Source organism: Nitrobacter sp. MLSD-S21 (assembly GCF_058809865.1).
On record NZ_JBXASZ010000008.1, the window covers coordinates 42,945 to 68,855 of the forward strand.

Annotated in this window: 24 protein-coding genes and 6 pseudogenes; 19 read left to right on the forward strand and 11 right to left on the reverse strand. The window is 59.6% G+C overall.

Going from position 1 to position 25,911, the window contains the following annotated elements; all coding sequences use genetic code 11:
• The first annotated feature begins 135 nt into the window (after positions 1-135).
• Positions 136-567 carry a DUF3320 domain-containing protein gene (locus tag AC1RT6_RS17835; RefSeq protein ID WP_493029576.1) on the forward strand — a complete coding sequence of 144 codons (432 nt, stop codon included), beginning with the start codon at positions 136-138 and terminating at the stop codon, positions 565-567.
• A gap of 600 nt (positions 568-1,167) precedes the next feature.
• Here AC1RT6_RS17835 and AC1RT6_RS17840 read toward each other — a convergent pair.
• A pseudogene (locus tag AC1RT6_RS17840) lies at positions 1,168-1,388 on the reverse strand (hypothetical protein); the annotation flags it as partial.
• A gap of 334 nt (positions 1,389-1,722) precedes the next feature.
• On the opposite strand from AC1RT6_RS17840, the pseudogene AC1RT6_RS17845 reads away from it, so the two are divergent.
• The 3 genes and pseudogenes from AC1RT6_RS17845 to ligD form a co-directional block, all read left to right on the forward strand.
• Positions 1,723-2,041 (forward strand): annotated as a pseudogene (locus AC1RT6_RS17845) (zincin-like metallopeptidase domain-containing protein); the annotation flags it as partial.
• Between the two features lie 494 nt (positions 2,042-2,535).
• Complete coding sequence (locus tag AC1RT6_RS17850; protein WP_472791952.1) at positions 2,536-3,384, forward strand: SDR family oxidoreductase; 849 nt, start codon at positions 2,536-2,538, stop codon at positions 3,382-3,384.
• Positions 3,385-3,696: 312 nt separating this feature from the next.
• Positions 3,697-4,026, forward strand: coding sequence for a non-homologous end-joining DNA ligase LigD (gene ligD, locus AC1RT6_RS17855; RefSeq protein ID WP_493029578.1), 330 nt, complete (start codon positions 3,697-3,699; stop codon positions 4,024-4,026).
• A gap of 740 nt (positions 4,027-4,766) precedes the next feature.
• Here ligD and AC1RT6_RS17860 read toward each other — a convergent pair.
• The 3 genes and pseudogenes from AC1RT6_RS17860 to AC1RT6_RS17870 form a co-directional block, all read right to left on the reverse strand.
• A complete protein-coding gene (locus tag AC1RT6_RS17860) occupies positions 4,767-5,897 on the reverse strand; it encodes an acetate/propionate family kinase (RefSeq protein ID WP_472791899.1) in 1,131 nt (376 codons plus the stop codon).
• A gap of 11 nt (positions 5,898-5,908) precedes the next feature.
• Positions 5,909-8,283, reverse strand: a pseudogene (locus AC1RT6_RS17865) (phosphoketolase family protein).
• Positions 8,284-8,483: 200 nt separating this feature from the next.
• A pseudogene (locus tag AC1RT6_RS17870) lies at positions 8,484-8,889 on the reverse strand (DUF763 domain-containing protein); the annotation flags it as partial.
• A gap of 669 nt (positions 8,890-9,558) precedes the next feature.
• Here AC1RT6_RS17870 and AC1RT6_RS17875 point away from each other — a divergent pair.
• The 4 genes from AC1RT6_RS17875 to AC1RT6_RS17890 all read left to right on the forward strand — a co-directional run bounded on the left by AC1RT6_RS17875 (position 9,559) and on the right by AC1RT6_RS17890 (position 11,501).
• Positions 9,559-9,687 (forward strand): hypothetical protein, encoded by a 129-nt coding sequence (locus AC1RT6_RS17875; protein WP_493029565.1) that lies wholly within the window; start codon positions 9,559-9,561, stop codon positions 9,685-9,687.
• Positions 9,648-9,965 carry a hypothetical protein gene (locus AC1RT6_RS17880; RefSeq protein WP_472791897.1) on the forward strand — a complete coding sequence of 106 codons (318 nt, stop codon included), beginning with the start codon at positions 9,648-9,650 and terminating at the stop codon, positions 9,963-9,965. Before AC1RT6_RS17875 ends, AC1RT6_RS17880 begins: the two co-directional genes overlap by 40 nt.
• Before the next feature lie 18 nt (positions 9,966-9,983).
• Positions 9,984-10,157, forward strand: coding sequence for a hypothetical protein (locus AC1RT6_RS17885; protein WP_472791896.1), 174 nt, complete (start codon positions 9,984-9,986; stop codon positions 10,155-10,157).
• A 1,029-nt stretch (positions 10,158-11,186) separates the two neighbouring features.
• The gene (locus AC1RT6_RS17890; protein ID WP_472791895.1) at positions 11,187-11,501 is read left to right on the forward strand and encodes a hypothetical protein; all 315 of its coding nucleotides are present in this window, start codon (positions 11,187-11,189) and stop codon (positions 11,499-11,501) included.
• On the opposite strand, the gene AC1RT6_RS17895 is transcribed toward AC1RT6_RS17890, so the two are convergent.
• Positions 11,498-11,926 (reverse strand): ATP-dependent DNA ligase, encoded by a 429-nt coding sequence (locus AC1RT6_RS17895; protein WP_472791894.1) that lies wholly within the window; start codon positions 11,924-11,926, stop codon positions 11,498-11,500. The two genes, AC1RT6_RS17890 and AC1RT6_RS17895, sit on opposite strands and share 4 nt — an antisense overlap.
• 461 nt (positions 11,927-12,387) lie before the next feature.
• On the opposite strand from AC1RT6_RS17895, the gene AC1RT6_RS17900 reads away from it, so the two are divergent.
• Positions 12,388-12,648, forward strand: a complete 261-nt coding sequence (locus AC1RT6_RS17900; protein WP_472791893.1) for a hypothetical protein — start codon at positions 12,388-12,390, stop codon at positions 12,646-12,648.
• 372 nt (positions 12,649-13,020) lie between these two features.
• Here the strand turns inward: AC1RT6_RS17900 and AC1RT6_RS17905 are convergent, their stop codons facing one another.
• Genes AC1RT6_RS17905 through AC1RT6_RS17915 form a run of 3 tightly spaced genes read right to left on the reverse strand, consistent with a single transcriptional unit; the run spans position 13,021 to position 13,739 of the window.
• Positions 13,021-13,296, reverse strand: coding sequence for a Fic family protein (locus tag AC1RT6_RS17905; RefSeq protein WP_472791892.1), 276 nt, complete (start codon positions 13,294-13,296; stop codon positions 13,021-13,023).
• An 18-nt stretch (positions 13,297-13,314) separates the two neighbouring features.
• Entirely contained in the window at positions 13,315-13,557 is a 243-nt protein-coding gene (locus tag AC1RT6_RS17910; protein WP_472791891.1) for a hypothetical protein, read from the reverse strand.
• 8 nt (positions 13,558-13,565) lie between these two features.
• A complete protein-coding gene (locus AC1RT6_RS17915; RefSeq protein ID WP_472791890.1) occupies positions 13,566-13,739 on the reverse strand; it encodes a hypothetical protein in 174 nt (57 codons plus the stop codon).
• A gap of 473 nt (positions 13,740-14,212) precedes the next feature.
• Here AC1RT6_RS17915 and AC1RT6_RS17920 point away from each other — a divergent pair, with 473 nt between their 5' ends.
• From AC1RT6_RS17920 to AC1RT6_RS17960, 9 genes and pseudogenes are all read left to right on the forward strand, one after another.
• Entirely contained in the window at positions 14,213-14,581 is a 369-nt protein-coding gene (locus AC1RT6_RS17920; protein WP_472791889.1) for a hypothetical protein, read from the forward strand.
• A gap of 99 nt (positions 14,582-14,680) precedes the next feature.
• The gene (locus AC1RT6_RS17925) at positions 14,681-15,073 is read left to right on the forward strand and encodes a FixH family protein (RefSeq protein ID WP_472791888.1); all 393 of its coding nucleotides are present in this window, start codon (positions 14,681-14,683) and stop codon (positions 15,071-15,073) included.
• A gap of 78 nt (positions 15,074-15,151) precedes the next feature.
• Positions 15,152-16,579, forward strand: a complete 1,428-nt coding sequence (locus AC1RT6_RS17930; RefSeq protein ID WP_472791887.1) for an efflux RND transporter periplasmic adaptor subunit — start codon at positions 15,152-15,154, stop codon at positions 16,577-16,579.
• Positions 16,576-19,749: an efflux RND transporter permease subunit gene (locus tag AC1RT6_RS17935; RefSeq protein ID WP_472791886.1), complete on the forward strand. Its 3,174-nt coding sequence runs from the start codon at positions 16,576-16,578 to the stop codon at positions 19,747-19,749. Before AC1RT6_RS17930 ends, AC1RT6_RS17935 begins: the two co-directional genes overlap by 4 nt.
• A 1,107-nt stretch (positions 19,750-20,856) precedes the next feature.
• Positions 20,857-21,061 (forward strand): annotated as a pseudogene (locus tag AC1RT6_RS17940) (efflux RND transporter permease subunit); the annotation flags it as partial.
• Between the two features lie 242 nt (positions 21,062-21,303).
• Positions 21,304-21,582 (forward strand): metal/formaldehyde-sensitive transcriptional repressor, encoded by a 279-nt coding sequence (locus AC1RT6_RS17945; RefSeq protein ID WP_472791885.1) that lies wholly within the window; start codon positions 21,304-21,306, stop codon positions 21,580-21,582.
• Positions 21,579-22,520: a CDF family Co(II)/Ni(II) efflux transporter DmeF gene (gene dmeF / locus AC1RT6_RS17950; RefSeq protein ID WP_472791884.1), complete on the forward strand. Its 942-nt coding sequence runs from the start codon at positions 21,579-21,581 to the stop codon at positions 22,518-22,520. The genes AC1RT6_RS17945 and dmeF overlap by 4 nt, the downstream gene beginning before the upstream one ends.
• Before the next feature lie 120 nt (positions 22,521-22,640).
• On the forward strand, positions 22,641-23,135 hold the full coding sequence (locus AC1RT6_RS17955) for a recombinase family protein (protein WP_472791883.1): 495 nt from the start codon (positions 22,641-22,643) through the stop codon (positions 23,133-23,135).
• A gap of 34 nt (positions 23,136-23,169) precedes the next feature.
• Complete coding sequence (locus AC1RT6_RS17960) at positions 23,170-23,316, forward strand: hypothetical protein (RefSeq protein WP_472791882.1); 147 nt, start codon at positions 23,170-23,172, stop codon at positions 23,314-23,316.
• 18 nt (positions 23,317-23,334) lie between these two features.
• Here AC1RT6_RS17960 and AC1RT6_RS17965 read toward each other — a convergent pair.
• Positions 23,335-23,580: pseudogene (locus tag AC1RT6_RS17965) on the reverse strand (transposase); the annotation flags it as partial.
• A gap of 85 nt (positions 23,581-23,665) precedes the next feature.
• On the opposite strand from AC1RT6_RS17965, the gene AC1RT6_RS17970 reads away from it, so the two are divergent.
• On the forward strand, positions 23,666-24,691 hold the full coding sequence (locus AC1RT6_RS17970; protein ID WP_472791881.1) for an IS110 family RNA-guided transposase: 1,026 nt from the start codon (positions 23,666-23,668) through the stop codon (positions 24,689-24,691).
• Here the strand turns inward: AC1RT6_RS17970 and AC1RT6_RS17975 are convergent.
• Both AC1RT6_RS17975 and AC1RT6_RS17980 read right to left on the reverse strand, forming a co-directional pair.
• On the reverse strand, positions 24,664-25,263 hold the full coding sequence (locus AC1RT6_RS17975) for a transposase (protein WP_493029579.1): 600 nt from the start codon (positions 25,261-25,263) through the stop codon (positions 24,664-24,666). The two genes, AC1RT6_RS17970 and AC1RT6_RS17975, sit on opposite strands and share 28 nt — an antisense overlap.
• Positions 25,260-25,643, reverse strand: coding sequence for a helix-turn-helix domain-containing protein (locus AC1RT6_RS17980; protein WP_472791879.1), 384 nt, complete (start codon positions 25,641-25,643; stop codon positions 25,260-25,262). The genes AC1RT6_RS17975 and AC1RT6_RS17980 overlap by 4 nt, the downstream gene beginning before the upstream one ends.
• Positions 25,644-25,911 lie beyond the last annotated feature (268 nt).

The window sequence follows — 25,911 nt, forward strand, 5'->3', positions numbered from 1 at the left end:
GGACACTCACCTTCCCTCCTGTCGCAGCTCGCCGCGACGTTCGAACAACCAGCGACGCAGACCGTCAGCACCTCGCGCTCTGTCAAGCAGCGCACTTTTTTTGTTTAGAGTGCCGCCTAGCTAGAATATGAGCCAATTATCAGGAACATGTTGGAATCCGCGCTGAAGCAAGGGGCTCCGATTTACGAGGACGTGCTCGTCGTTCGCATCGCGCGTGCGCATGGATTTCAGCGATTTGGCGATCGCATACAGAACGCGGTCTTGAGGGTCCTCGGCAGAAGTTACCGCAAGACTCATGAGGACGGACGCGCTGTGATTTGGGCCGAAGATTCGCATGAACCCTGTTTGGTCAGCTATCGGGAGAGCCGACCAAAAGTCCGGTCCCATGCGGACACGCCCGTTGCAAAGCTTGCGAGCCTGGCATTGCCGTTAATCTGCGTTCGTTTCTCGGACGAGGACATTCTGTACAGGATGGCAAACCACTTTCAATTGGGTCGGCTGAGAGAACCAACTCGCGTCCGTTTCCAATCTGCCATCGATGTTGCGAGGCGATCTTGGCGAGAATGAGCCCATCACCTGACCATACCTCGGTATGGCTAAGCGGGCTGGCCTGATCCGGACCTTCTCAGCGCGTTGCAATTGGGCGCGCTTCTCCGGGATACCCAAGAGTCGAACTCTAAGGTTTCTCCTTGCGAAGCCGCCCGATTCTCGCGCCCGCGCGGCCGCCGCGCTTGATCGTTTTTTCGTTCTTCGACAGACGTCGTCTTGCACGAATACGACCCTCATCAGTTCATCCCGGCTCATCAATGGCGAAGGCGAAGGACGAGAACTGATCGCCCGCGCTTGAGCGCTCAACTCGGCGACACTAAGCCTGCGGATTGCTGACGAGGTCCGCAAGCCCCGTCGAGATGGGGCTAAGGAGCGTCGCGATTGTCTCAAGGTGTTCCATTTGAAACCGTAGCACGCCGACTGCGGACTGGTTCGAGTTTGTGCCGGGAGAAGCGTTTCTTCCAGGATTGGGAGGAAGAGCGCCTCGGTCCGGCGTGTCCACGGGCGCTGGGCTCTCGACCTCTGTGACTACGACGATAAAGGCACGCGCGAGGTGGGATTCGTAACGCGCCGGCTGCATCTGCCGGAAGAGAAGCTCAGCGGGCGGAGTATGTCGCGTCAAAATCCGTAGGGCCGTTCGGCCCAGCGCAGTAACACACGCGCATCTCGATAGGCAATCGCACGCGCTCGTCGCGGATTCCCTTTATGACCGCTTGACCGACCTCCGGCTCAACTCGTTTGCCATGAGTCATCAAGAAAAACCAACCAAATGGGGCGCCGACCCCACGGTCGATGGTTTCAACGCGATCCATCAGAATATGAACCGAGGCCTCGCCGGCGTCGCCGTCGAAAACGGAAATCCCTGAAACGCTTCTGTAAGCGCGGCCGCCAATGCCGCCTTATCAGCGCCGACTGGAAGACGCGCGAGAACCGCCTCGATCGAGGCGGGATCGGGCAGCGGACTGGGATGTTCTCCGGAGTTTCACCCATAGCATGATCCTATCACGGTGGCCTTTCGAGTCCTGTTCGTTTTTCTCGCGACCTCTCTATGTGTTGCGCTACGTGCCAGCTGCGACATTTAGGTACTGCTCGAGGGCCTCTATGTTCGCCGCCCTGGTGAAAAGTCATCGCGCATCCTTGCCGATTCGGTTTCGGCTTCATCGTTCCGGCCGCCGGAACGTCGGCGGCGATCTCAGCCGCTATGCGGAGGATCGGAGTGAACGAGCGCGGGAAGAAGCTCGGTGCGGAAATTGGGTCTTCGCTGATTTGCGCCGATCTTGGCATCGTGCCCGAGCTTGAGCCGAGACCGGATCACGCCGCTTATCTGGCAAGCTGGCTCGAGGTCCTTTCCAACGACAAGCGGGCGATCTTCTCCGCGGCGGCCCACGCGCAGCGGGCGGCCGCTTATGTAGTGTTACGCTCGATTGCTAGGATCGCCACTGCCCTAGTTCGGAAGAGAATGGCCATCCGAGACGACAGCGTATTCGGGTGAACAATCCCTAAACGAGATTTCTGCCCGTCCGGCTTTATTTATCACACCGGGTCGATTCTGACGGGGTGCTCCAAAATGATCTTAGGCCAAGGCCACACGCTCCCCTTCCGCCCTTAAGTCCGGCAGGCAGCCGGAGGTCCGCAAGCGGATGTTTGTAACCAGGGGCCAGCGGCCTAGAGCGTTTCTCGAATTTACTGAATCTGGAGGGATTCCGGTTCAGCAGCGAATATGATTCAAGATGCTGGCTGTTTGTATCCCGCCCGTGGTCTCCTGTGAGGAAACGCGGCTGTTCGCGCTCTTCGGGAACAAAGTCCCTCCCCCATGGTTCGTACCGAAACCACGACGGGAGCTTGCAAATGGACGAGGATCAAGGTTTCGCAATGTCCCGTCGGCAGCTGGTCGGTGCTGTTGGATTGGGAATGGCGAGCGCTGCCGGCGCGGTGCGCGCTCAGGAGCACACGCAGCCTACCGGCAATCAACGCAGCGAGGCGACAATGCAGGATCCGCGTTCTAACTACCCGAAACCGCCCTTCAAGGAGCAGACGCAACCGTGGCCCGGTCTAGCCCGCGATATGGACCCCAAGCCGGACCATGGCGAAACCAGCTATAGCGGTTCTGGCCGTCTCGCTGGCCGCAAGGCTCTCATCACGGGCGGCGATTCCGGAATGGGACGGGCCGCCGCTATCGCCTACGCGCGCGAAGGCGCAGATGTAGCGATCAACTACTTTCCTTCCGAAGAGCCGGACGCGCAGGAAGTAATCCGGCTGATCGAAGAGGCCGGCCGAACCGGAGCCGCCATCCCCGGTGACCTGCGCGACGAGGCCTTCTGCAAAAAGCTGGTCGAGGATGCGGTGCAAAGCAATGCCGGTCGCCAGCAGGCGAAGCCCTCAATCCTCGACATCACGACCGAGGATTTTGACGCGACGATGAAGACCAACATCTACGCGCCCTTCTGGATCATCAAGGCTGCGTTGCCGCATCTGAAGCCCGGCTCCTGCATCATTGGCACAGCCTCCGAGCAAGCCTATGATCCTTCTGCCGAACTTTATGACTACGCGCAGACCAAAGCGGCGACCATGAACTATGTGAAGTCGCTGGCCAAGCAGTTTGGCCCAAAGGGAATTCGCGTGAACGGCGTGGCCCCGGGACCGATCTGGACGCCTTTGCAGATTAGCGGCGGCGCTTCGCAGGAGAAATACAAGAAGTTCGGTAGCACGACCGTTTTCGGCCGACCGGGCCAGCCGGCTGAACTCGCCTCGATCTATGTCCAACTCGCGGCCGCCGATGCAAGCTTCGCCACCGGCAATATTTACGGGTCTGGAGGCGGTCAGGGGCAGCCCTGAAAAGCCGTGCCCGCATTTTCTTCGGCGCACATGCGCGTGCACGAGACAGTTGCAACTACATGGTCGCTCATAATTACGTGGCCGACCTGATTGTGACGGGAAGGTCCCGCTTGAGATATAGATGAGCGCGGTCGGCACGGCGATGCAGCTCCGGTGACCGTTCTTCCAGCGCCAGGCCAGCCTGCTACATAAATTCTTGGAGTGGTCACCTCTTCGGCGTCAGAAACCCAATTGGCAGATCGACCGTGCTGAAGGCACGCCCGTGGTCGGGTCAAGCGCGGTCGAACTGCCATCCCTCGAATTGCAAGCTTCATCAGCCGGACACGCCAGGGCGGCTGGTTATTCGATTGCGATCCCGGGCCGGACGTGCCATTTTCGACTCGAAGCGCACCAGTAATTCGCGACCGCCTTCATGACCTCGGACTCGTCAGCTTCTACAAGACGACCGGCGGCAATGTCAGCAGTCGTCGCACGCAGCAAGCTCTCCCGGCGGAGGCCAAAGGTTTCGTGCATGATGTCTGTCCGCACCTGGCGACCGACCTGCGGACCGGCCCATTTTTCTTGATTATCCGCAAGGATCACATGGTGGGTGGCTTGCCTTTTTGTTCGGACCGTTCGGCGGCCACAGCAGCTCTCGCGTGAGGGTGGCGGCCCCACGCACAGCGCCTCCGTGCTGGATTTGTTGTGCTTACCGCCTCAATAAAATCTGTCGGGCGCCAGCAATCTGCCATTAAGACATCGGCCAGCCAGTTTTTCTTGGGCCGATTCGTATTTCATAGTGCCGCATTGGTCGGCGGCCGGCTTTGCCGATAGCCTTATGCCATCGTGCCCGTCACATCGAGACGACCGCCGGCGCAAACGAATCCTTGATTCATCTTCTCATGTTCGCGGAGGTCGGTCTGCCTCTGCTGGCGGCGATGTTCTTGAATATCAACGCCATCATCATCGCCGCGACGACCCTGATCTTCTTTGTGTATGAGGCAACCGCATATGGGATGTAAGTTATGCGACGACAGCGCGAACGGTCACGCCGATCGAACGACACGTCCATAGCTTTCTCGAAATGATTTCGTTGATGGCGATCGTCATCATTGTCTCACTCCATTGGGGACATTCGGCATCGGACCGGAGCCCTTGCAGACTGATCTCGGTTGGAAATCTCAGCCCCTCTCTGTGCTTTATGTTGGCTGCATCATGACGCTCATCGTGCTTTTCGAATTCTTGCGATACTTGAGAAGTTTTTTCGCGGTCTGCGCGCTAATCGGGGGCAGCTGATTCCACCGAAGGCGAAAGACACCAAGTTAGAACAGACTACAGTGCGTTGAACCGGACGCCGCTGTGACGATGCGCATCGATTATTCAAAGCAATTATCTAGGCCAGTTCAGCTCAGGGCGCGGATGGTGTGAAGAGCGATCACGTATTCTTCGTCGGCGGGAATTGCACGAACCGCGATGCGATGATCAGCACTGGCGCTTTCGCCCTCCCTTGAGAGGCCGATCCATTTTAGCCGAGCGCAAACGTTGTCGCGAATTTCCTGGCTGTGTTCGCCAATCCCGCCAGTGAAGACCAGCATGTCCATCCCGTTCATAGCCGTCGCCATGACGGCGATCTGCTCGGCTACGCGGGCGCAGAACTGGTCGACAGCCTCCTTCGCTCTCGGGTCTTTGCTCGTAAGCAGCGTCCTCATATCGGCGGAAAGACCGGATACTCCAAGCAGCCCAGATTTATGATATAGTAGGTCTTCGATCTCCGCCGCGAACATGCGCTCGGACTGTTGAAGATAAAGCAAAACGCCGGGGTCGATGGAGCCGCTTCGTGTCGCCATCATCAGGCCGTCAAGCGGCGTAAGGCTCATCGTGGTGTTGACGCTTTTTCCATCGTGGATCGCACAGAGGCTGCTTCCGCTCCCAAGATGAGCGACAACCAGGCGCAGGTCGGGCTGATTGAATTGCCGCGCGATATACTCGAACGAAAGTCCATGAAAGCCGTAGCGGCGGATGCCTCTCGCTTCGTATTCGAGCGGCAGTGCAAAGCGGCGATAAATCGGCGCGAGATCGTGATGGAAGGCAGTGTCGAAGCATGCGATCTGGCGCAACTTGGGTCGCGACACCATGATACTGCGAACCGGACCGAGACATGCCGGCTGGTGAAGCGGCGCCAGCGGCGTCAATTGCGCAAGTCCTTCGATGATTTTGGCGTCGATCAGGACGGGCGCTGCATACTTCGGGCCGCCGTGAACGATCCGATGACCAACGGCCAGGAGTTCTTGACCGTACAGAAGTTGCTCCACCCGGTCTAACAGGGATGTGGCGAGATCGGCCTGGGAATCGACCACCGGCGAGCCGGCGTCCTGAACCAGCTTTCCAGCCGCATCCTTGATCGCGAACTGGCCAACGTTTGCGTCCAAATCCAGCAGGCCGCGAAAGAGAAGGACGAGTCCTGATGATTGCGTTCCATACAGAGCAAACTTGACGCTCGAAGAGCCGGAATTGAGCGCCAGAATGGCTTTCATCTTTCGCGCCCTCAGTCGATTGTTTCCTTGCCCTGCCACTGCCAGTCCTGGACCTCGGGCATGTCTTGGCCGTGCTCACGAATATAGCGGTGGTGCTCGATCAGCTTGGCGTGAAACGCCTGCCGCGCTGACGTCCCATCGCGAGCAAGCGCCGGAATACGTTCTATCGCCGCTATCGCCAGATGATATCGGTCAAGCTCGTTCAGGACGACCATATCGAACGGCGTTGTCGTCGTACCCTTTTCGCGAAAGCCGTGGACGTGCATGTGGTCGTGGTTGGCTCGGTTATAGGTCAGGCGATGGATCATGTAGGGATAGCCGTGGTAGGCGAAGATCACCGGCGTGTCGGGTTGAAATATCCGGTCGTACTCCTTGTCGGATAGCCCATGCGGATGCTGCTCCTGCGGTTGCAGCGCCATCAGATCCACGACGTTCGCAACGCGGATGCCGAGATCTGGAAAGGCTTCTCGCAGCAGCGTGACGGCGGCCAGCATCTCCAGCGTTGGCACATCGCCGGCGCAAGCCAACACCACGTCGGGCTTATTGGTTTTCTCGGTTCCCGCCCAAGGCCAGATGCCGATGCCGGCGGCGCAATGAGCCTCGGCTTCCGGCATCGATAGCCATTGCGGCACCGGCTGCTTGCCGGCAACAATGACATTGATGCGATCGTAGGTCCGCAGGCAGTGATCGGTCACCCACAAGAGGGTATTGGCATCGGGTGGAAAGTAGATGCGGACGATATCGGCATCCTTGTTGGCGACGAGATCGACGAAGCCGGGATCCTGATGACTGAAGCCGTTGTGATCCTGGCGCCAGACATGCGAGCTCAGAAGGTAGTTCAGCGAGGCAATCGGCCGCCGCCACGGCAACCGTCGTGACACCTCCAGCCATTTCGCATGCTGGTTGAACATCGAATCGATGATGTGAACGAAGGCCTCGTAGCAATTGAACAGGCCGTGCCGTCCGGTTAGGAGATAACCTTCGAGCCAGCCCTGGCACAGGTGCTCACTCAGCACTTCCATGACGCGACCGTCTTGCGCGAGATGGACGTCGTAAGGCTCGATCGGCTCCATCCAGACCCGGTCGGTCGCCTCGAATACGTCATCCAACCGATTTGAGCTGGTCTCGTCGGGCCCATCAGCCGGAACGTTCTCGCTTCCGCGTTGAGCCGGATCACGTCTCGTAGAAAGCTGCCCATGACCCGCGTCGCTTCCGACATACGAGCGCCGGCTGCCGATACCTCGACCGCGTGCGCGCGATAGTCGGGCAGTTCGAGCTTGCGCTTCAGCGTTCCGCCATTCGCATGTGGATTGGCGCCCATACGGCGGGCGCCGACCGGGGCTAGTGCCTGCAGATCGGGGACCAGACGCCCATCGGCATCAAATAGCGTTTCGGGCCGATAGCTGCGCATCCAGGTTTCGAGGATATTCAGGTGAGCGGAATTGGTCCTCACTTGGTCGACAGGCACCTGGTGGGCCCGCCAGAATCCTTCGATCTTTTTGCCGTCGACCTCCTTTGGGCCAGTCCAGCCCTTCGGACTACGAAGCACAATCATGGGCCAGCGCGGACGCTCTGTTTTCCCTGCGTTTCTGGCAGCGTGCTGGATTTCCGCGATCCGATCGAGCGCCTCGTCGACCACCGATGCCATCCGCTGATGCATCCCGGCCGGATCATCGCCCTCGACGGCCATTGGCTCGTGGCCATAACCTCTCAGCAGATTGAACAATTCATCGTCATCGAGACGTCCGAGGATAGTCGGGTTGGCGATCTTGTACCCGTTGAGATGCAGGATCGGCAGGACGGCGCCGTCATGGATCGGATTGAGGAATTTGTTCGAGTGCCAGGACGCCGCGAGCGGACCGCTTTCCGCCTCACCGTCACCGATAACGCAGGCGACCACGAGATTTGGATTGTCGAAGGCGGCACCATAGGCATGTACGAGAGCATAGCCAAGTTCGCCACCTTCGTGGATTGAGCCGGGCGTCTCCGGCGCGGCGTGGCTGGGAATGCCCCCCGGAAACGAGAACTGACGGAACAGCTTTCGCAGGCCATCCGTGTCGCGGCCGATTTCGGAGTAAATTTCCGTGTAGGTTCCTTCAAGATAGGTATTTGCCACCATGCCCCGCCCACCGTGACCGGGTCCGCAGACGTAGATCATGTCCAGATCACGCGATTTGATCACGCGATTGAGATGGGCGTAAATGAAGTTCAGTCCTGGCGTCGTGCCCCAATGCCCGAGCAGGCGTGGTTTGATTTGCTCAGGCTGCAAAGGCTCACGGAGCAGCGGATTGTCCAGAAGATAGATCTGTCCGACCGACAGATAGTTTGCGGCGTGCCAATAACGGTTGATGAGGGCAAGGTCGGTTTCTGAAGCAGATTCGGCCATATTATAGATCCCCCCCGGATATCCAGAATGAAACATCCGAACCCTTCTGAAGTTCACTTCAACCGATCCGACCGCACAGCTCGCAGTCCGCTCGCGACCTCATCACCTTCCCATCCGAACACAGAGCGTCCGCTGAGGGAAACCGTTTTATTTCTCGCTTGGCCACAAATGCGTCGAATGACGAATGGTTTCGTCGTAACTTTGATCGGCACTGGATAGGGTTGGCGATCCTTGCCGCCGTGAGCCAGCGAAAACCGCGCGGGGTCCCGAAAACGAAACGGCGCCGTGGACGACCTCCGCGACCATTGCAATATATTGCACCTTGCGAGCGGCGATGCGCGGCGTGAGAAGCAATTCGGGGAAATCCACCGAACCTTGCTCGGCTGCGGCCGCGAGCGTTCCGTGCAGACGGCGCGTGAAGACGTCGCTGGAGGGCACGTCATGGTGCGCCGGCATGCGAGATGCGGCAGCTCGGGCTGGGCCACCGCCTGGCCTGTGAGCTCTCTCCCGTATTTCCGGATGATCCCCGTCCGAGTCGGTGAGCAACCCGATCTGCGCGACGAGCGACCGCGCGGCGCGCCGGTCCATGAGGTTGAATTCCGGGCCGCACACGGCGGCTGCAACCGCTAGATTAGAGGGCTAACACACATGATTATATTATCTTTTTTTTAAGACCATGCATCCCCATGCTAACCCACAAAAGCACGTCTGACATTTGCGGGACCAGCTCCAAGTCGGCCGGCCGCGCGTCGGATACTTGGTTCGTCGAGCCTTCCGGGACTTGTTGCGATGAGTGAGACAAACTCGCTGCATGATCTAGACTTCGAGACCACGATTAGACTTCGGTGGGTGCTGCGCGACATCCGTTCGCGACGAACCGAACTTATGGCGCCCAGTAGTGACGATCTTTCGTTACTCGAACAGCGCGGGTTGATCACGATGAATGATGGCGAGCCGCTACTGCGGTAGCGGCGAATTCATAGACTGACAATGACGGGACGTGAATCGAGACAGCTCGATAAGGGCGACCGTGTAGTTTGGAGCGGCGACAGCAAAGACGGAGGCACGTGACCGAAAGGGATTGGGCTGGCGTTACCATAAAAATGAGACAACCGACAGCAACAAAAGATCCTGCATAACGACATGGCCATGGTGACTAAGGAGGAATGAAGCGCCTGATTAAATAGTCGGACCCCTCGTCAATTCTTCTTGGGGTCCTTTCGCGTGTCTGCAAGCTGCAATATGATCTGTCTGCGTGCCCACAAAGAGGGTGACATGCACCAGTTCTGGCAGTGGCTGAGAGGCGAGATCGCGCCGGATGGATTGCCAGACCCAATGCTGGCATTTAGCGCGGGCGCCATCGCATGGGTGATTACGAATTTTCTGAGAGCGATCTTCGCCTGATCCGTCATTCGTCTTGCCGAACGGCAGAAGCCGAGATGGTTTGGCGGATCATCGAATGGCCGCTGGGACGCATAGGTGATCATCAAAGGATCACGACAGGGGTTTTAATGAGTGACACCAAGCCGACCGCAAAACCTACATTAGAGGGAGCGTTGGTTGATATCCAGACTCTGGCCAGCTTCGCCTTACGGAGCGGCGACCAGACTCGCATGAAGCGCGATTTAGAGACGATCCTGACAATCACTGAAATGGTTTTGCCGCCCAAAAAGCAGTCATAGAATCCGCCGGAGCGACGCATGTTGAGTAAGTCGGAAGAATACAGAGAGAACGCCCGCAACTGCGATGAACTCGCCGCTGAGGCGAAGGACTTGCCTTCGAAGAACCGCTACAAACGCACGGAGGCGGCTTGGCTGGCCTTGGCCGAGGAGCAAGACTGGCTGGACGGGAAAGTGCCGGCCGCGGATCAGTAAAAGCGCCGATGGGTGGACTGAGAAAAGGCCTGAGACAAAGGCATCCAGGCCAAAAGCCATCCGCCGTCTTGGCGAGATAGCGCTGAAGGGCAAATGAGCCGAATACGAAATGAGTGCGACGGCACGCGGCGCCGGCCGGGCATCCAGATTTGCTGATAGCTACGATTTCAGGATTGCTGGCGTGCAGCATTCCCACGCACGGGTGCCGAGCGCTTCCGTGATAATCGTCTTGATGGTCCGGGCACATCGGCCGCATTCGGCACTGCATCCGAGGCACCGAGCACGCGATGTCGATGCCAGCGCGTCTTGACGTCAAGAATTTGGCGGACGCCTTTCACATGCGGCATACCTAATCTCGTCGGTGATGACGGGTTCGATGCCATCGAGCATCCGGACAAACACCGCTGCTTTGGATGACTGCCCGACGATACCGAAGATGGCGACGGTGATGAGAGCAGCGTTCTCCAGATCGTCAGGCGTCGATCGAGCGCCGGCGTCGGCTTGCCGCTTCCGGACCTCTTCCGCCGGCGATGGCGGCCCGGTTCACGGTATCTGAACTGGCGGTTCTCCGGATCGTCGGCGATGAGGTATTGCAGCATGGCGTCTGTGATCGGTCCCTTGCCGAGCTGGCGGCTCGTGCTGGGTGCTGCAGGAAGCTGGCGCAGCGGGTTCTCCGGATGGCGTCTCGGGGTGGATTAGTGACCGAGCAGCGCCCCCGTCCCGGCCGGAAGAATCTGACCAACGTCGTCCGGATCGTGTCGGTGGAATGGTTGGCCTGGCTGAAGCGGGGGCCACGATCTCGTCAGCTACAGGGGGAAAAAATTGTCACCCCACGGGCACAGATTTTCAAAAGAGCCGATATCGGCGGTGTGGATAAGGTCGAGGAGAGGGGGAATCGGACCGGCGCTGGTCGCGCCAGACTCTAAGATTAGAGCAGACGCCGCTTCGCGGCGGCTTGGCAATGAGAGATCGGGGAAATTTCTCGCGGTCAACCAATACTTATGGCGCGGAGAGCGCAGGGGGTGCAAGATGATGGATGCCAATGATTTGGGCGCGATCCTCGAAACCGTCGACGCGCTGTTCTGTAGCGTCGCTGTAGGCATAGCCGGCAGCACGGGCATGGAAGCTGCGCACGAGGAAATATGGACGCTGTTCGAGGGGGGTTATTTCAAGTTGGTTGACACCGACGACACCGTCGGCATCGTGCCCTGCCATAATCATGACGAGCGCCGTCTCGCGGCAGAGCAAAACAAGCCTCTCTCTGATTATCGGCGGCGCGTCATCGAGGAAGCCAGCCTATGGGCCGCTGGCGAGCCCGTGGAGAGGCGCAGCGGAGCGAGCTAGTTTGCCCGTCGGATTTGGAGTAGCGCACGAGCGACACGTGGAGCCTGATTAGAGACCAGGCCTTCGAGCCCCAACAGGCAGGCGTGCTGAAATAGATTGGGGCCGATCTCGCCTTGCTCAAAGGACGCCGGATGGATGCCATCCACACGCCGAGCGAGTAGCCGGGCCAGCTTGGCCTTGCGCAGGTGCAGCGGCAACCCTCGGAGATCGTCGCCGGCGAGCGCCAGGCAGTCGAAAGCGTAGAGTTCGATTTCAGCGTCGTGCTTGCGTGAGTGCAGCCCGTTGAAGTCGCTGTGGCCGTCGGCGTCCAGCAGCACCGCCTCGCCATCGATGACGAACGAGCTGTTTCGATTGCGCAGCGCCGCCGCGACAATTCGCGGATAGCGAGCTGTCCAGTCATGACCGTTGCGCGTGAACAGTCGCACGCGCTTGCCGTCACTCGTGAATCCATTCCGGCCGATCCGGGACTTTGGTTGCGCGGGTAGGGAGGCAAGGTGGAAACGGGTGCATGATGGCGAGATAGTCGGGACTCGGGCTGGCCAGTCAAGATTACGTGGCGAGCCCGCTGGCGGCCAGATCACAAATACTAGAGCACAGTAGCAAGCCTGAAACTGGATGCTTAGGTGGATGCCTCGCCGGCCCAGAATTTGGTCGGCAAGCTGTCTGCCGAAGCCCCCACGGCAGGTAAGCACACGGCCCTCGATACCCCTCGGGGGCCGACTGCTATCAGCCGCGATGGCCCACCGTGACCGCCCCATAGAGGCCCGTAGCGCGGCTGGATATGTGGCCCTGCGGCGCGCTCCTATTGCTAGGCCACTTCTGGCGGGTGCCCGTGGCACGGCCTACGGAAAGGCGCGTTCATCGAGGGCGTATAAAGAGGAAAGACATGCCCAGCGAAAATCTGATCTTCAAAATGAATTTCGAGCGCGAGCTGACCGAGTTAATCGACAAGTATCTCAGGCCCGACACATCAAGCCTGCAGTGGTCGCTGGTTAATGATGTGCTGGATGAAACGTTACGGAAACTGGAAGAGGAGTACCACGAACGCTTCCCAAGCGATCCCGAGGCTGAGATTGAGGTTGATGACAAAGAGTTCGTTCGCGTTTGCGAAGAAGAGGAGGCTCTTAAGGCGAAGAAGGAGACCTAGCTGTCGCCTGACCTGTCACCGATAAGGTGGTGCTGGCGACCATGAAGCCACGCCGGTTTACTTAATTTTGACAGGCATCGTAGGGCTTAATGGCCTTTATAATTTCATCCGAACCGGCGTGTGCGGGTTCAACCAAGGGGGAAACATCAATCATAGCTGCCAAAGTTTATCGACTGGATATCTCCGCCGGCGGCTGCTTGATGCAGGCAGAGCGACAGATTCGATCAAGTTTATCCCGCCGAGAGGATCGCGCTCGCCGCTGTTGATGCTGTGTCCGGCTTGGAAGCAAATACAGTGCTGGGAGGGGTGTCCAGAAACGGACAGTAAAGAGAAAATAAAACCCCTCTCCCTTAGGCCTTATCCTTACTTCCCTTAAACCTTGGAAACCAGCCGACAGAGCATTGGACGATTCGGATTGAAGCTCGCAGGCTTCACGACGGCCAACAGCAAGCTGTCGAGCTTGATGCTCATCACGACATAGGCCACCGCGCGTGCGGTGCGGCCGTTGCCATCAGCAAACGGATGGATCCAGTTCAGCTTCCAGAGCACGTAGGCGCCGAGGTGATCGGCGGGCTTAGACCAATTTTCATACGTAATCGCATAGGTACTGGATTTCGTCGGAAACGAATGGGGTCTCCGGTGGTACATGATCGCTTTTGCCGATGGTCACCTTGGTATTGCGCCACGTCCCAGCCAGCGGATGAATGCCTTCAAGTGCTGCTTTATGCAGTAGAGGATCAGACTTGCGCGCAATCGAAATGGCCGATCCTTGTCCTTGACAAAAGACCGGATCATTTCGAGTGCGAGATCGAACTGCTTGATGCCATTCTCGGCTTCGCGCAGTGCAATTTCGACGGGGTCTTTGAGAAGTGATGCTGTCTCGGCAATGCTATGCCGGTCGTCGGACACCGTGACAACTATTCGCTGGCGTGCAGCTTCTTATCCAGATCGGCGACCATCTCACGAGTTATGTCTTTGTTCTCGATGTGGGTGTTGCCGTAGGCGAAGCTGCGGCGCTGCTCACCCAACTGAGCGGGCGTCATCTCGATTTTTCGAGTGCGCTCAACAAGTTCTTTCAGGTCGTTGGTCATTGAGCCTCTCCCGCGCGTTTCACGGCATCATATCGAACTTGGACCTAAAGGCCCAGCCTGATTACGGCAGCGGCTTCTCCGTCACCGGCGTGCTGCTCGGGCGCTGCGGTTTCTCTTTGGTCGTCTGAATTAATGCTCAGTTTAAAAATACATGGGCGCGATGCAGATAACTAATTGAAACTCAATCGATATAGGTAATTTTGACGCAACTATTATTGAGTCCCTTAGAGGGTTCCTGGCAGGTCACAGGTACCGAACACTCGATCCAAGAAGGCTATCGAGCGGCCTTTCGCCCAGTAGGCATTCTAAGTGCGAGGTCCAGCGTCGCAAGATCGCGGAACTGATGGACGTCGTGGGTCGGGTGGATAGGTAACCACTCGGTGGTCACGAATGCTTGAGCGGGATCAAAGACTGTTTCTGCGCCCAGATATGTTACTCAAGCTCCGTTGGCGCCCGAAAGGTAGGTAGATTGAATGCGGCTCGTCCGTACCATTCTAGCACTCGCAATTGCCGTTTCGCTGGCGATGCTGCCGCTCGGCGCATCGGCCGCCGTTGGTCACGCGATGCCGTCGGACGACATGCAGACCGCCATGCACATGGCGGATCACGGCGACATGTCGATGGACGATTGCTGTCCGGACGCCATGAAGGGAACGAAGTCGCACAAGGACGGCAAGTGCGGGATGGGTTTCTGCTGCATCGGCGGAGCCCTCGCGCTAGGTGACGTTCGGCCCGGTGCACTCGCGCTCTTCGCTGTCGCCGCGGACAAGATCGCAATTCCAGCCGACCAGGTCCTCTCCTACTGCGGCAGCAGTCCTCCCTTCCGACCTCCTCGAAGCTGATCTCGCAAAATTCGGCGCGCGCACGCTTGCTCGCGCCGACGACTGACGTGCGCGCGCCAGAAGCGCCATGGCGGAAGATCAATTCATGAGGACAAGACCATGCTTTCGAAGTTCACGACCGCGGCTGTTGTCGCCACCCTTTTACTTGCCGCTTCTGCCGCCATGGCAGGCGTCGGCGATTACGCTTTCGAGCCGGTCAATCCGGAGATGAAGAAGGGCGACGACGTCACGCTCGCCGTCCGCCTGACCAATAAGCAGACCGGCAAGCCGGTGTCGGACGCAGTCATCTTCAGGACCCGCGTCGATATGGCTCCCGACGGTATGGCTGAGATGGAGTCGGCGGTCGCACCGCTGCCCTCGAAGGAGCCGGGTGTCTACGCCTTCAAGACCGACCTGCCGATGGCCGGCCGATATCAGGTAACGCTCTCCGCGAAGGTGCAGGGCGAGTCCGAGACCGTCACCGGCAAGGTGATCGTCAACGCGACCAAGTGAGCCTGCGGGCGCCGCTGGACGGTGCCCGCACTCCTCTTTCAATTCACATGATGCGCGCCCAGCGCGCTGGATAACGCCATGAACACGCAGCGTCTTCTGACGGCACTCGCACTGACGGGCGGTCTTGCCTTCGGCGGCTTCGGGTACTGGGCCGGCGAACGCCGGTCCGTTCACGCCGAGCCGACCACCGCGGCGGCCACGGACCGAACTCCGCTCTATTATCGCGATCCGGACGGGGCGCCGCTCTGGTCGGCAGGTCCTAAGAAGAACGACAGCCGGCGGGACTACCTGCCGGTCTACGACGACGAGAAGGCCACACCAGACCCCCTCAAGCCGAAGCAGCAGGCGGTTCCCTCGCGAAAGATTATGTATTACCGCAATCCCATGGGCCTGCCGGACACGTCCCCAGTACCGAAGAAGGATTCGATGGGGATGGACTACGTCGCCGTCTACGAAGGTGACGAAGTTGACGACGGCACGGTGAAGCTATCGCCCGGCAAGATCCAACGCACCGGAGTGAAGTCGGAGCCTACCGAACGGCTCCCGATCCATGTCTCAGTCAAGGCTCCCGGCACCATCCAGCTCGACGAGCGCCGGGTGTCGGTGATCGCGATGCGCGCCGAAAGCTTCTTACAGAAGGTCGCCGACGTGACCACCGGCACCCGCGTGAAGGCGGGGCAGCCGCTGATGGAGATCTACAGTTCGGCGGTTGCCTCCGCCGCGGCGGATTATCTGGCGACGATCACTTCAAATACGGTGGGCGGTGTAGAGAGGTACAGGCGCGGGTCGCGACAACGGCTGACAAATCTGGCCGTGCCAGAGCAGGTCATCTCCGAGATTGACAAGTCTCATGTTGCGCCCGTTACCGTGCAGTGGTCGGCGCCGCGCGACGGCATCGTGCTGGAGCGCAACGCCATCGAGGGGATGCGGGCCAATCCGGGCGACGTGCTGTTTCGGATCGCCGACATCTCGATGGTCTGGGCTTTGGTGGACGTGGCCGAACGTGATCTCGGTAGCATCACGGTCGGCCAGCCGGTCTCGATACGCCCCCGCAGCTTCTCGGGTCGGACCTTCTCGGGAAAGATCTCGGTCATCTATCCTCAGGTGAACCGCGACACCCGCACGGCCCGCGTCCGGATCGAATTGGCCAACCCCGACTTCGCGCTGCTGCCCGACATGTACGTCGATGCCAACATCGACACCGCGGATGGTGCGCCGGTGCTGGCGGTGCCGGAGAGCTCGGTGCTCGACACCGGCAGGCGCCAGGCCGTTCTCGTCGATAAGGGCGAGGGGCGTTTCGAACCGCGGGCAGTGAAGGTCGGCCGTCGCGGCGGCGGCTTCATCGAGATCAGAGACGGCCTAACCGCCGGTGAGGCGGTGGTCACCTCGGCCAACTTTCTCATCGACGCGGAAAGCAATCTGAAGGCCGCGCTCAAAGGTTTCGCTGAGGCGACGCAGCAGCCGTCGGACGGCGCGTCAGGTTACGCGATGGGAGATCACAAATGATCGCCCGCGTCATCGCATGGTCGGCCCGCAACCTGCTGCTGGTGCTGTTCGGCACCGGTTTCGCGGCCGCCGCCGGCCTTTACGCACTCGTCCATCTTCCGCTGGACGCAATCCCCGATCTGTCCGACACGCAGGTCATCGTCTACACCGAGTACCCCGGGCAGGCGCCTCAGGTGATCGAAGATCAGGTCACTTACCCGCTGACGACTGCGATGCTGACCGTGCCGAAGTCCAAGGTGGTGCGGGGCTTCTCCTTCTTCGGCGTGTCATTCGTCTACGTGATCTTCGAAGACGGCACCGACATCTATTGGGCGCGCTCGCGCGTTATGGAGTTCCTGAACGGCGCTGCCTCGAGACTTCCGACCGCCGTTAGACCGACAATCGGGCCCGACGCGACCGGCGTTGGCTGGGTATACCAGTACGCCGTCATGTCCAAGGAATTGGACTTGGCGGACACCCGGACAATCCAAGACTGGAATTTGAAGTTCGCGTTGGCCAAGGCCGAAGGCGTCGCCGAGGTTGCCAGCATCGGGGGCTTCGTCAAGCAGTACAACGTGGTTCTCGATCCTCAGCGGATGCGGGACCGCGGCATCAGCTTGCAAAAGATCCGCGACGCCATCCGCGCCAGCAACGCCGACGTCGGCGGGCGCACGGTGGAGTTGTCTGAGTTCGAGTACGTCATCCGCGGCAAAGGCTACGTCAAAAGCATCAACGATCTTGGCAACATCGTCCTGAAGACCGCCAACGGCACGCCCGTGCTGCTGCGGCACGTCGCCCACGTTGAATTGGGCCCGGACGAGCGACGCGGAATCGCCGAACTGAACGGCGAGGGAGAGGTCGCAAGCGGGATCGTGCTCCAGCGTTTTGGGGTCGATGCCCTCAACGTGATTGAGAATGTGAAGAAGCGGTTCAAGGAAATCGCGAGCAGCCTACCCAGGTCCGTCGAAATCGTGCCCGTCTACGACCGATCCAGCCTTATCTATGCGGCCATCGACACGCTCAAGCACACCCTGCTCGAAGAAAGCATCGTCGTCGGGCTTGTCTGCATCGTGTTCTTACTGCACGTCCGCAGCGCGCTGGTAGCGATCCTGATGCTGCCGGTCGGCGTCCTGATGGCGTTCGGCGCCATGAAGCTGCTTGGGCTCGGGTCCAACATCATGAGCCTAGGCGGCATTGCGATCGCGATCGGCGCGATGGTGGACGCCGCCATCGTCATGATCGAGAACGCGCACAAGCACCTCGAACGGGCCAAACCAGATCAGTCGCGTGTGCAGATTCTGATCGATGCGGCCTCCGAGGTCGGGCCCGCGCTGTTCTTCAGCCTGCTCATCATCACCGTATCGTTTATGCCGATCTTCGCGCTGGAATCGCAGGAGGGGCGGCTGTTCAGCCCGCTAGCGTTCACCAAGACATTCGCGATGGCCGCTGCGGCCCTGCTGTCAGTCACCCTGGTGCCGGCGCTGATGGTGATCTTTGTCCGAGGCAGGATCGTCCCGGAGCACAGGAATTTCATCAACCGTTTCCTGATCTGGACCTACCGGCCCGTGATCAAAGCCGTGCTGCGGATGAAGATCGTGGTGATCCTCGCCGCCGTAGCGGTACTGGCCGTCACGATCTGGCCCGCGCGGCAGCTCGGCACCGAATTCATGCCGACGCTTAACGAGGGCACGCTGCTGTACATGCCGACGACGCTGCCCGGCATCTCTGTCACCAAGGCGGCCGAACTGATGCAGACGCAGGACCGGATCATTAAGTCGTTCCCAGAGGTCGCCTCCGTCTATGGCAAGGCGGGACGGGCTGCGACCGCGACCGACCCGGCGCCGATCGAGATGTTCGAGACGGTGGTCAACCTGAAGCCGAAAGAGCAGTGGCGCCCCGGCGTGACCATCGACAGCCTGGTCGCGGAGATGGACAGGGCGCTGCAATTCCCCGGCGTCTCCAATGCTTGGACGATGCCGATCAAGGCCCGCATCGACATGCTATCAACCGGCATTCGCACGCCGGTCGGCGTCAAGGTTATGGGCACAGATCTGGTCGAGATAGATCGCCTAGCCAAGCAAATCGAGAGCGCCATCAAAACCGTGCCCGGCACGTCCTCGGCCTACGCGGAGCGCGCGATCGGCGGGTACTATCTCGAGATCGTGCCAGACCGCGAGGCACTCGCCCGCTACGGGATCCTGGTCCAGGACGTGCAGGACACCATTGCGGCCGCGCTCGGCGGCCAGATGGTCACGACGACCGTCGAGGGCCGGCAACGCTTTACGGTAAACATGCGCTATCCGCGCGATCTCAGGGACAATCCAAAGGCCATCGCCAGCGACATCCTGGTGCCGATGCCGGCGGGCGGTGCCGTCCCGTTGGGCGAAGTCGCCAAGGTCGAGCCGGCGCGTGGACCTACGTCCATCCGAAGCGAGAACGGGCAGCTCGCGACCTACATCTACGTCGACATCCGTGATCGGGATTTAGGCAGCTACGTCGCCGACGCTCAGCGCGCCGTCACCGAGGCCATCCAGTTCCCGTCCGGCTACTACGTGGTCTGGAGCGGCCAGTACGAATATTTGCAGAGGGCTGCCGCTCGCTTGAAAATCGTGGTCCCCGTCACGCTCGCGATCATCTTCCTGCTGCTGTACCTAAACTTCAGGGCCATGACTGAGACCTTGATCGTCATGCTCTCGCTGCCCTTTGCGCTGGTCGGCGGAATCTGGATGATGTGGTGGCTTGGCTTCAACCTGTCCGTAGCCGCGGTGGTCGGGTTCATTGCGCTCGCGGGCGTCGCCGCCGAGACCGGCGTCGTAATGCTGATCTATCTCGACCATGCTCTAGCTGAGATGAAAGCTAAATGCAGCGGCCATGGCCGCGCCCTCACCAAGCGAGATCTCCACGAGGCCATCATCGTGGGCGCTGTCGACCGCGTCCGTCCCAAGATGATGACGGTGGTTGCGATCATGGCGGGTCTTCTGCCCATCATGTGGAGCACCGGCAATGGATCTGAGATCATGCAGCGCATCGCAGTGCCGATGATCGGCGGGATGACCTCGTCCACGCTCCTCACCCTCATCGTAATACCGGCCATCTTCGGCCTCGCGAAGGGGCGCGGATTGCCCCGCGGCGGCAAGGCCGCTGACGCGCTGTCGAAGGCCATGCTAGAAGACATACCTAAGGCGGCTTGAGCATTGAATGAAAACAGATGACCAGGCTGTGAGCCTAGTCACCGGGTGCCTTGCACCGCTCCTAGCAGTATCTGTGTTGCGGCACGCTTCATCCAATTGCTCTTGTTAAATTTTTGGCACGGCTGGGGGCTGCGGCGACGGGGGCTGGTTGCGGTTCTGGCGCGCGCTCGTGGATTCTGGACGGTCGTTGCGCGGGCGACGCGCGTCGGTCGTTCGTACAGGCATCTGTTTGTGCCGCACGATCGGGCTCGGACCGTCACGGTAATTCCCGGCAGGGGTGTCGATGCGGCTGTTAACGCCGCACCCTGCGCCATTGCGCCGTTGCCCGTCTAAATTATAATTGCCGCTTAACTATCTCCCAGGCTGTGCGCACTTCTTGGGCGTTAGGGTCGTCGGAAATGGTCCGCCGTTCCCTTCTCGTTGGCTTGCGCAGCCCGCCCCGCTTCTTGCTGTCAAACACGCCGAACTGGCCGCAAGCGGTGCATAGGGCGATGGCACCGTCTTCGGAACGAAAGTCAGGCTGCGACAGTGCGGTGTTGGCGTCGTGGTGTTGGCCACAGAACGGACAGGTTGTATCAAAAGTCATTGCTGCTTAGCCGCCTTCCACGCGGTCAATACGCCTTGCGCAAGAGAGCCTAGTGAAGCCTGTGCAGCTCTTCTGGGTCGGCTTGCGTAAGATGGCCTCGCTGTCAAAGGCGGAGAACTGACCGCAGCAGAAGCATAGCGTCAGGTCGCCATCTTGAGGACAGATGGCTTCACTTACTTTTGTCTTATCGTGGGTCTGCCTGCAGAACGGGCATGTTGTATCAATGGTATGCCGCTCAAGGCGCCACAACCTCAGTTCAATTTTGTCCACCACCGCTGTCCCCGTCGATGCTTCGCCCCCAAGCGCCCGCTCGATATTCAGCAACGAGTGTTGGCTCCATCGTTCCTTTCGTATCCTCATGCCACTCGCCATCGCTGGCAAAAACTTGTCAGTACGTCGGATGAGTTGTAAGCGCACCATTGACCTTAGTTTCCCTGCCGCGCGGTCGCAATAAGCGCGAAAGGCGGCGCGCCATAGGAGTGCGGGTCGATCCAGGCAACGCTGACCTTGTGGCTTGTCACGTGTGGAGCACCGGCAACGGATCTGAGATCATGCAGCGCATCGCAGTGCCGATGGATCAGCGGGATGACCTCATCGACGCTCCTCACCCTCATCGTAATACCGGCCATCTTCGGCCTCGCGAAGGGGCGCGGATTGCCCCGCGACGGCAAGGCCGCCGACGCGCTGCCGAAGGCCACGCCGCAAGACATACCTAAGGCGGCTTGAGCATGATTTTTTTGAATGAAAACAGATGACCAGACTGTGAGCTTGGGCATCTGGTCCCTTGCCACCGCACCTAGCTGCAAGGTTTACGACCGGCGAGCTCGCATTGCTGCGGATGGTCCCAAATGCCGTGCGGGACAACGGACATATCTCAAGTTCTTGCCTTCAAATTGCATCAAGCCACGCTTAGATCGCCCGTAATGGAAGTTTGCCTTCTAACCGATAATAGGGTACCCCCCTATATCATGTCTCATACTACGAAGAACAAAACCAAGCTTCTCGCACGTGTGCGCCGCCTCAAAGGGCAGATCGAAGCTATCGAGCGATCCTTGGAGGCCGACGCCTCCTGCGGCGAGATTCTAAACCTCGCGGCTTCGGTGCGCGGCGCAGTCAGCGGCCTGACGGCCGAGTTGATCGAGGATCATATCCGCGAGCATGTTTCCAACCCCGACAAAGACGGTAATGCAGCGCGGGCGCAAGGTGCGGCCGAGTTGATCGAGGTCGTTAGGGCGTATCTAAAATGACCGATCATTCCGCGCGGCTTTCGAGCCCACACGAGCATATTTTCTTGGGCGACAATCACGAGCGCAACGAGCGCAGGACATGGATTGTCATTGCGATCACGGCAACGATGATGGTGGCCGAGATCGCGGCCGGGTCGATATACGGCTCTATGGCCCTTGTGGCTGATGGCTGGCACATGTCCACCCATGCCGCCGCGATGCTTATTGCCGCGCTCGCCTATCTCTATGCCCGCAAGAACGCGAGGAATCCACGCTTCACCTTTGGAACGGGCAAGCTTGGCGAACTGGCCGCCTTTGCCAGTGCCGTTGTGTTGGCTCTTATTGCCCTGCTGATCGGATGGGAAAGCCTGCTGCGCTTCTCCAGCCCGGTGGCGATCAATTTCCCGCAGGCGATCAACGTTGCCGTCATTGGCCTAGGGGTGAACCTACTTTGCGCATGGCTATTGCGTGATGACCACTCGCATCATGGACATAGCCATCACCATGGGCATTCGCACGATCATCACGGACATGCAGGCGACAACAATCTGCGAGCGGCCTATCTCCATGTGTTGGCGGACGCCCTAACCTCTGTGCTGGCAATTGTCGCCTTGGTGCTTGGAAGCCTCTACGGCTGGAACTGGATGGACCCTGCCATGGGCCTTGTCGGCGGTCTGGTTATCGCCCGGTGGTCTTGGGGCCTCATCCGCGATGCAGGCCGGGTGCTGCTCGACTATGTTCCGGCCGACGAGGAATTGCCGGAGGAAATCCGTGAGGTCATCGAGAGCGAGGGTGACAGGATTACCGATCTGCATGTCTGGCAGCTTGGCCCCGGCCATCATGGGGCTATCGTGTCAATCCGCTCTGCTGCCCCGCAAGAGCCATCTATTTATCGGGAAAAGCTGGCCCATATTCACGAGCTTTCGCATGTGACTATCGAGGTCGAGAAGGCCGCCTGAGTCACGCCCGCGCGAAAATAATCAGGAAAACACAATCCACGACGTAGGCGCGGCCCTTGCAAAGACGTCCTACGTTGTATGCTTTTCTCAAGAAATCATACAGAACTAAGGATCAAGGCTTTGGCAGGAAAAGGTAAAAAGATAGAAGCTGTCGCCTATATCCGCACCTCATCAGCCGCAAATGTCGGCGCCGACAAAGACAGCGAGAAACGACAGCGGGCCGCTATCGAGGGCTACGCCAAACGGGCAGGGTTCGTTCTGATCGATGAGTTCAACGATGCCGCTGTGAGCGGCGCGGACACGATTGAGATTCGTCCCGGTTTCGCCGCCTTGCTGGACCGGATCGAGGACAATGGCGTCAGGACGGTCATTGTCGAGGACGCATCGCGGTTCGCCCGCGAGCTGGTGATGCAGGAGCTGGGCATCCTGGCGCTGATCAAGCGCGGGGTCCGCGTGCTCACTGCCAACGGCGATGACCTGACCGACAGTAGCGACCCGTCGCGCAAGATGATGCGCCAGATCGCCGGCTCATTTCGCCGAGTACGAAAAGGCCAGGCTCGTTGCAAAACTCAAGGCAGCGCGCGAACGCAAACGGCTCACGACTGGCAAGTGTGAGGGCCGCAAGAGCCATGCCGAGATCAATCCGGAGATGGTGAAGATCGCCAAGGGGCTGCGCCGGCGCAAGCGCGGCAATTCCCTGCGAGCCATCGCTGCCGACTTGGCAGCCCGCGGTTATGTCAACGCCAACGGAAGAACGTTCTCAGCGGCGTCGGTGGCCTCAATGCTGGGCCCCTGAAGCTAGAGCATTTTCCGATCAGGTTGCGTCGTATCCAGCGGCGGCGAGATAATTCTGACATTCATCGGGTGAGAAGCGTTTGAGAGCGTTGGCGATTGCTTGCCAGAGATCTGGCATGGTGCGCGCGGCAGCGGCGCGCAACAGCGCCTTCAATTTAGAGAAGGCCATCTCGATCGGGTTAAAGTCCGGACTGTAGGGCGGGAGATAGAGCAGGCTTGCTCCGGCCGCCTGAATGACCTCTCGAACGCCGTGGACCTTGTGTGAGCGGGCAAGTTGATGGGGTGGACGCCCCTGACGGCATCGCTGTGCCAAGGTGATGTCGTTGATCATCACTGGAACGGAGGCGTCCATGTTGGAAGTTAACACAATCGGATTGGATCTGGCGAAGAACATGTTCCAGGCGCACGGTTCGGATGCGTCGGGAGCTGTACTGTTCAGGAAGAAGCTTCGCCGCGATCATGTACTTCGGTTTCTTGCTGCTCAGCCGGCCTGCACGGTTGCCATGGAAGCATGCGCCGGCGGCCATTATTGGGCGCGGGAGATTGCGAAGCTGGGGCACGATGTCCGGCTAATCGCTCCGGGATACGTCAAGCCTTTCGTGAAGCGGCAGAAGAACGATGCCGCTGACGCCGAAGCGATCTGTGAAGCAGCCCAGAGGCCTACTATGCGGTTCGTAGCGGCAAAGAGCGAAGAGCAGCAGGCCGCGGCAATGGTGTTCCGCGTTCGCGATCTTATGGTTCGTCAGCGGACCCAGACGATCAATGCAATACGGGGTCATCTTGCCGAATTCGGACTCGTGGCTGCACAGGGTCTCTTCCATGCCGCCAGGCTTGTCGCGGCGATTGAGGACGAAGATAACGCCGTCCCTGAAGCCGCGCGCCCGATCCTGTCCCTGCTCGTTGCGCAGTTGCGGTCGCTGGGCGAGAAAGTGGCCGTGCTCGACCGCGAGATCGCCCGGCGCGCCAGGGAGGATGCAGAAGCCAGGCGATTGATGACCATTCCCGGCATAGGACCGATCACGGCAACGGCACTTGCTGCGCTGGCCCCGTCGGCGACAACCTTTAAGAGAGGTCGCGACTTCGCGGCGTGGCTCGGCCTCACGCCGCTGCAACGCTCCTCAGGCGGCAAGCAGAAGCTCGGTGAGACGTCCCGCATGGGTGAACGAACCCTGCGTCGGCTGCTAATCATCGGGGCGAGCGCCGCCGTTCGCTGGGCCATGCGGAAGGGATCGACAAGAGATTCCTGGCTCTCTCGAATGCTTGAGCGCAAGCCACCCATGCTGGTAATCGTCGCCCTGGCCAACAAGACCGCACGCATCGTGTGGGCATTGATGGCTAAAGGCGGAACTTATCGAATGCCGGCCGTAGCAGGATAGTCTGCTCCTCGAGCAGGCTGCCAAGGTGTGAGAAGGTCGAACGGAGAGTATGGCGCTACGGTCACGAGACGGGAGCGGGAGAACCAGATCATGGACATGCGCCTCGAGCGCGCCAAGTTGAATTGGACCCGTTCCGCGAACTCCCATACGGGCCCGCGGCATGTGATAGCTGCATCAGAGGCCGGACACATGTCAGCACCCGACCACGCTCTGTGCTGTTCGAAAAGATTCTTCTTGCACCAACGGGGGCGTCCACACATGTCCATGATGACGGTGTCGCCCGGTTGCAACGATGGGGCGAGTAATTGTTCGACGTAGGCCAAGAAGACTTCGCCATCCATGGGACCGTCCAGGACAAGCGGTGCGATCAGGCCGCTGGAACGCAATCCAGCGGTGAATGTCGTGGTCTTCCAATGTCCGTGAGGGACAGCAGCACGACATCGCTCGCCGCGCGGCGAACGTCCGTAAAGTCGCGCCATTTTGGTATTGGCGCTGGTTTCGTCGATAAAGACGAGGCGCTCAGGGTCAAGATCGACTTGCCCTTCGAACCACTCCTCACGCGCGGCATTTATATCGCCGCGCCGTTGCTCGGCGGCGTGCGCTGTCTTTTTTTAAGTGTGATCTTTCTGCGCTGGAAGAAACGCCAGAGCGAAGCGATGCCGGCCGATATTCCACGACGTTTCAACAACTCTTGCAACTCGGCGAGCGTGATATCCGCCTTCACCGTCACCGCGTCCAAAATCAATTGTGAATGTGCTTCGATCCGCTGCGATCTGCGGTCACCGCCCGGTCGTTTAGGAACGACGTCGCCAGCTTCCTTGAGACGACTGCGCCAGCGGATCGCGCTGGCCGCACTGATACCAAAACGCTCGGCGGCCCGCCGACAGGACAAGCCATCGTCAATCGCGGCGACCACCCTTTGGCGAAGATCAACGGAAAGCGCCCTGGTCATGCATGCTGACCTCCCTCGCCAGCATCCAGCTTGAATCTGACTCGCGCCGTTTTGGGAATCCCAACCGATTCATTCCGGTCGGAAAATGCTCTAGTGCGATTTCAGGACCCAACAGAGCTCAGCGATCATGTCCGAACTTGTCATCACCGCCTTTGCCACTCTGTTCCTGTATGGGGCCGATCGATACGGCAATCGTATTCGGCGGCCTGACCGCGGGGGTTCACCGGCCGGAGCGGTTTCGACTAACGTAGCCGCAGGCTGCTAGATC

What these genes read in the sequence shown, in the direction of transcription:
- AC1RT6_RS17925 (WP_472791888.1), top strand. Translation starts at nt 14,681, where the DNA reads ATGCTTTCGAAGTTCACGACCGCGGCTGTTGTCGCCACCCTTTTACTT.
- AC1RT6_RS17915 (WP_472791890.1), bottom strand. Translation starts at nt 13,739, where the DNA reads ATGACCAACGACCTGAAAGAACTTGTTGAGCGCACTCGAAAAATCGAG.
- AC1RT6_RS17890 (WP_472791895.1), top strand. Translation starts at nt 11,187, where the DNA reads ATGATGGATGCCAATGATTTGGGCGCGATCCTCGAAACCGTCGACGCG.
- AC1RT6_RS17960 (WP_472791882.1), top strand. Translation starts at nt 23,170, where the DNA reads ATGGTGAAGATCGCCAAGGGGCTGCGCCGGCGCAAGCGCGGCAATTCC.
- AC1RT6_RS17980 (WP_472791879.1), bottom strand. Translation starts at nt 25,643, where the DNA reads ATGACCAGGGCGCTTTCCGTTGATCTTCGCCAAAGGGTGGTCGCCGCG.
- AC1RT6_RS17875 (WP_493029565.1), top strand. Translation starts at nt 9,559, where the DNA reads ATGCACCAGTTCTGGCAGTGGCTGAGAGGCGAGATCGCGCCGGATGGA.
- AC1RT6_RS17850 (WP_472791952.1), top strand. Translation starts at nt 2,536, where the DNA reads ATGCAGGATCCGCGTTCTAACTACCCGAAACCGCCCTTCAAGGAGCAG.
- AC1RT6_RS17930 (WP_472791887.1), top strand. Translation starts at nt 15,152, where the DNA reads ATGAACACGCAGCGTCTTCTGACGGCACTCGCACTGACGGGCGGTCTT.
- AC1RT6_RS17905 (WP_472791892.1), bottom strand. Translation starts at nt 13,296, where the DNA reads ATGTACCACCGGAGACCCCATTCGTTTCCGACGAAATCCAGTACCTAT.
- AC1RT6_RS17970 (WP_472791881.1), top strand. Translation starts at nt 23,666, where the DNA reads ATGTTGGAAGTTAACACAATCGGATTGGATCTGGCGAAGAACATGTTC.
- AC1RT6_RS17920 (WP_472791889.1), top strand. Translation starts at nt 14,213, where the DNA reads ATGCGGCTCGTCCGTACCATTCTAGCACTCGCAATTGCCGTTTCGCTG.
- AC1RT6_RS17885 (WP_472791896.1), top strand. Translation starts at nt 9,984, where the DNA reads ATGTTGAGTAAGTCGGAAGAATACAGAGAGAACGCCCGCAACTGCGAT.
- dmeF (WP_472791884.1), top strand. Translation starts at nt 21,579, where the DNA reads ATGACCGATCATTCCGCGCGGCTTTCGAGCCCACACGAGCATATTTTC.
- AC1RT6_RS17880 (WP_472791897.1), top strand. Translation starts at nt 9,648, where the DNA reads ATGGGTGATTACGAATTTTCTGAGAGCGATCTTCGCCTGATCCGTCAT.
- AC1RT6_RS17945 (WP_472791885.1), top strand. Translation starts at nt 21,304, where the DNA reads ATGTCTCATACTACGAAGAACAAAACCAAGCTTCTCGCACGTGTGCGC.
- AC1RT6_RS17900 (WP_472791893.1), top strand. Translation starts at nt 12,388, where the DNA reads ATGCCCAGCGAAAATCTGATCTTCAAAATGAATTTCGAGCGCGAGCTG.
- AC1RT6_RS17935 (WP_472791886.1), top strand. Translation starts at nt 16,576, where the DNA reads ATGATCGCCCGCGTCATCGCATGGTCGGCCCGCAACCTGCTGCTGGTG.
- AC1RT6_RS17860 (WP_472791899.1), bottom strand. Translation starts at nt 5,897, where the DNA reads ATGAAAGCCATTCTGGCGCTCAATTCCGGCTCTTCGAGCGTCAAGTTT.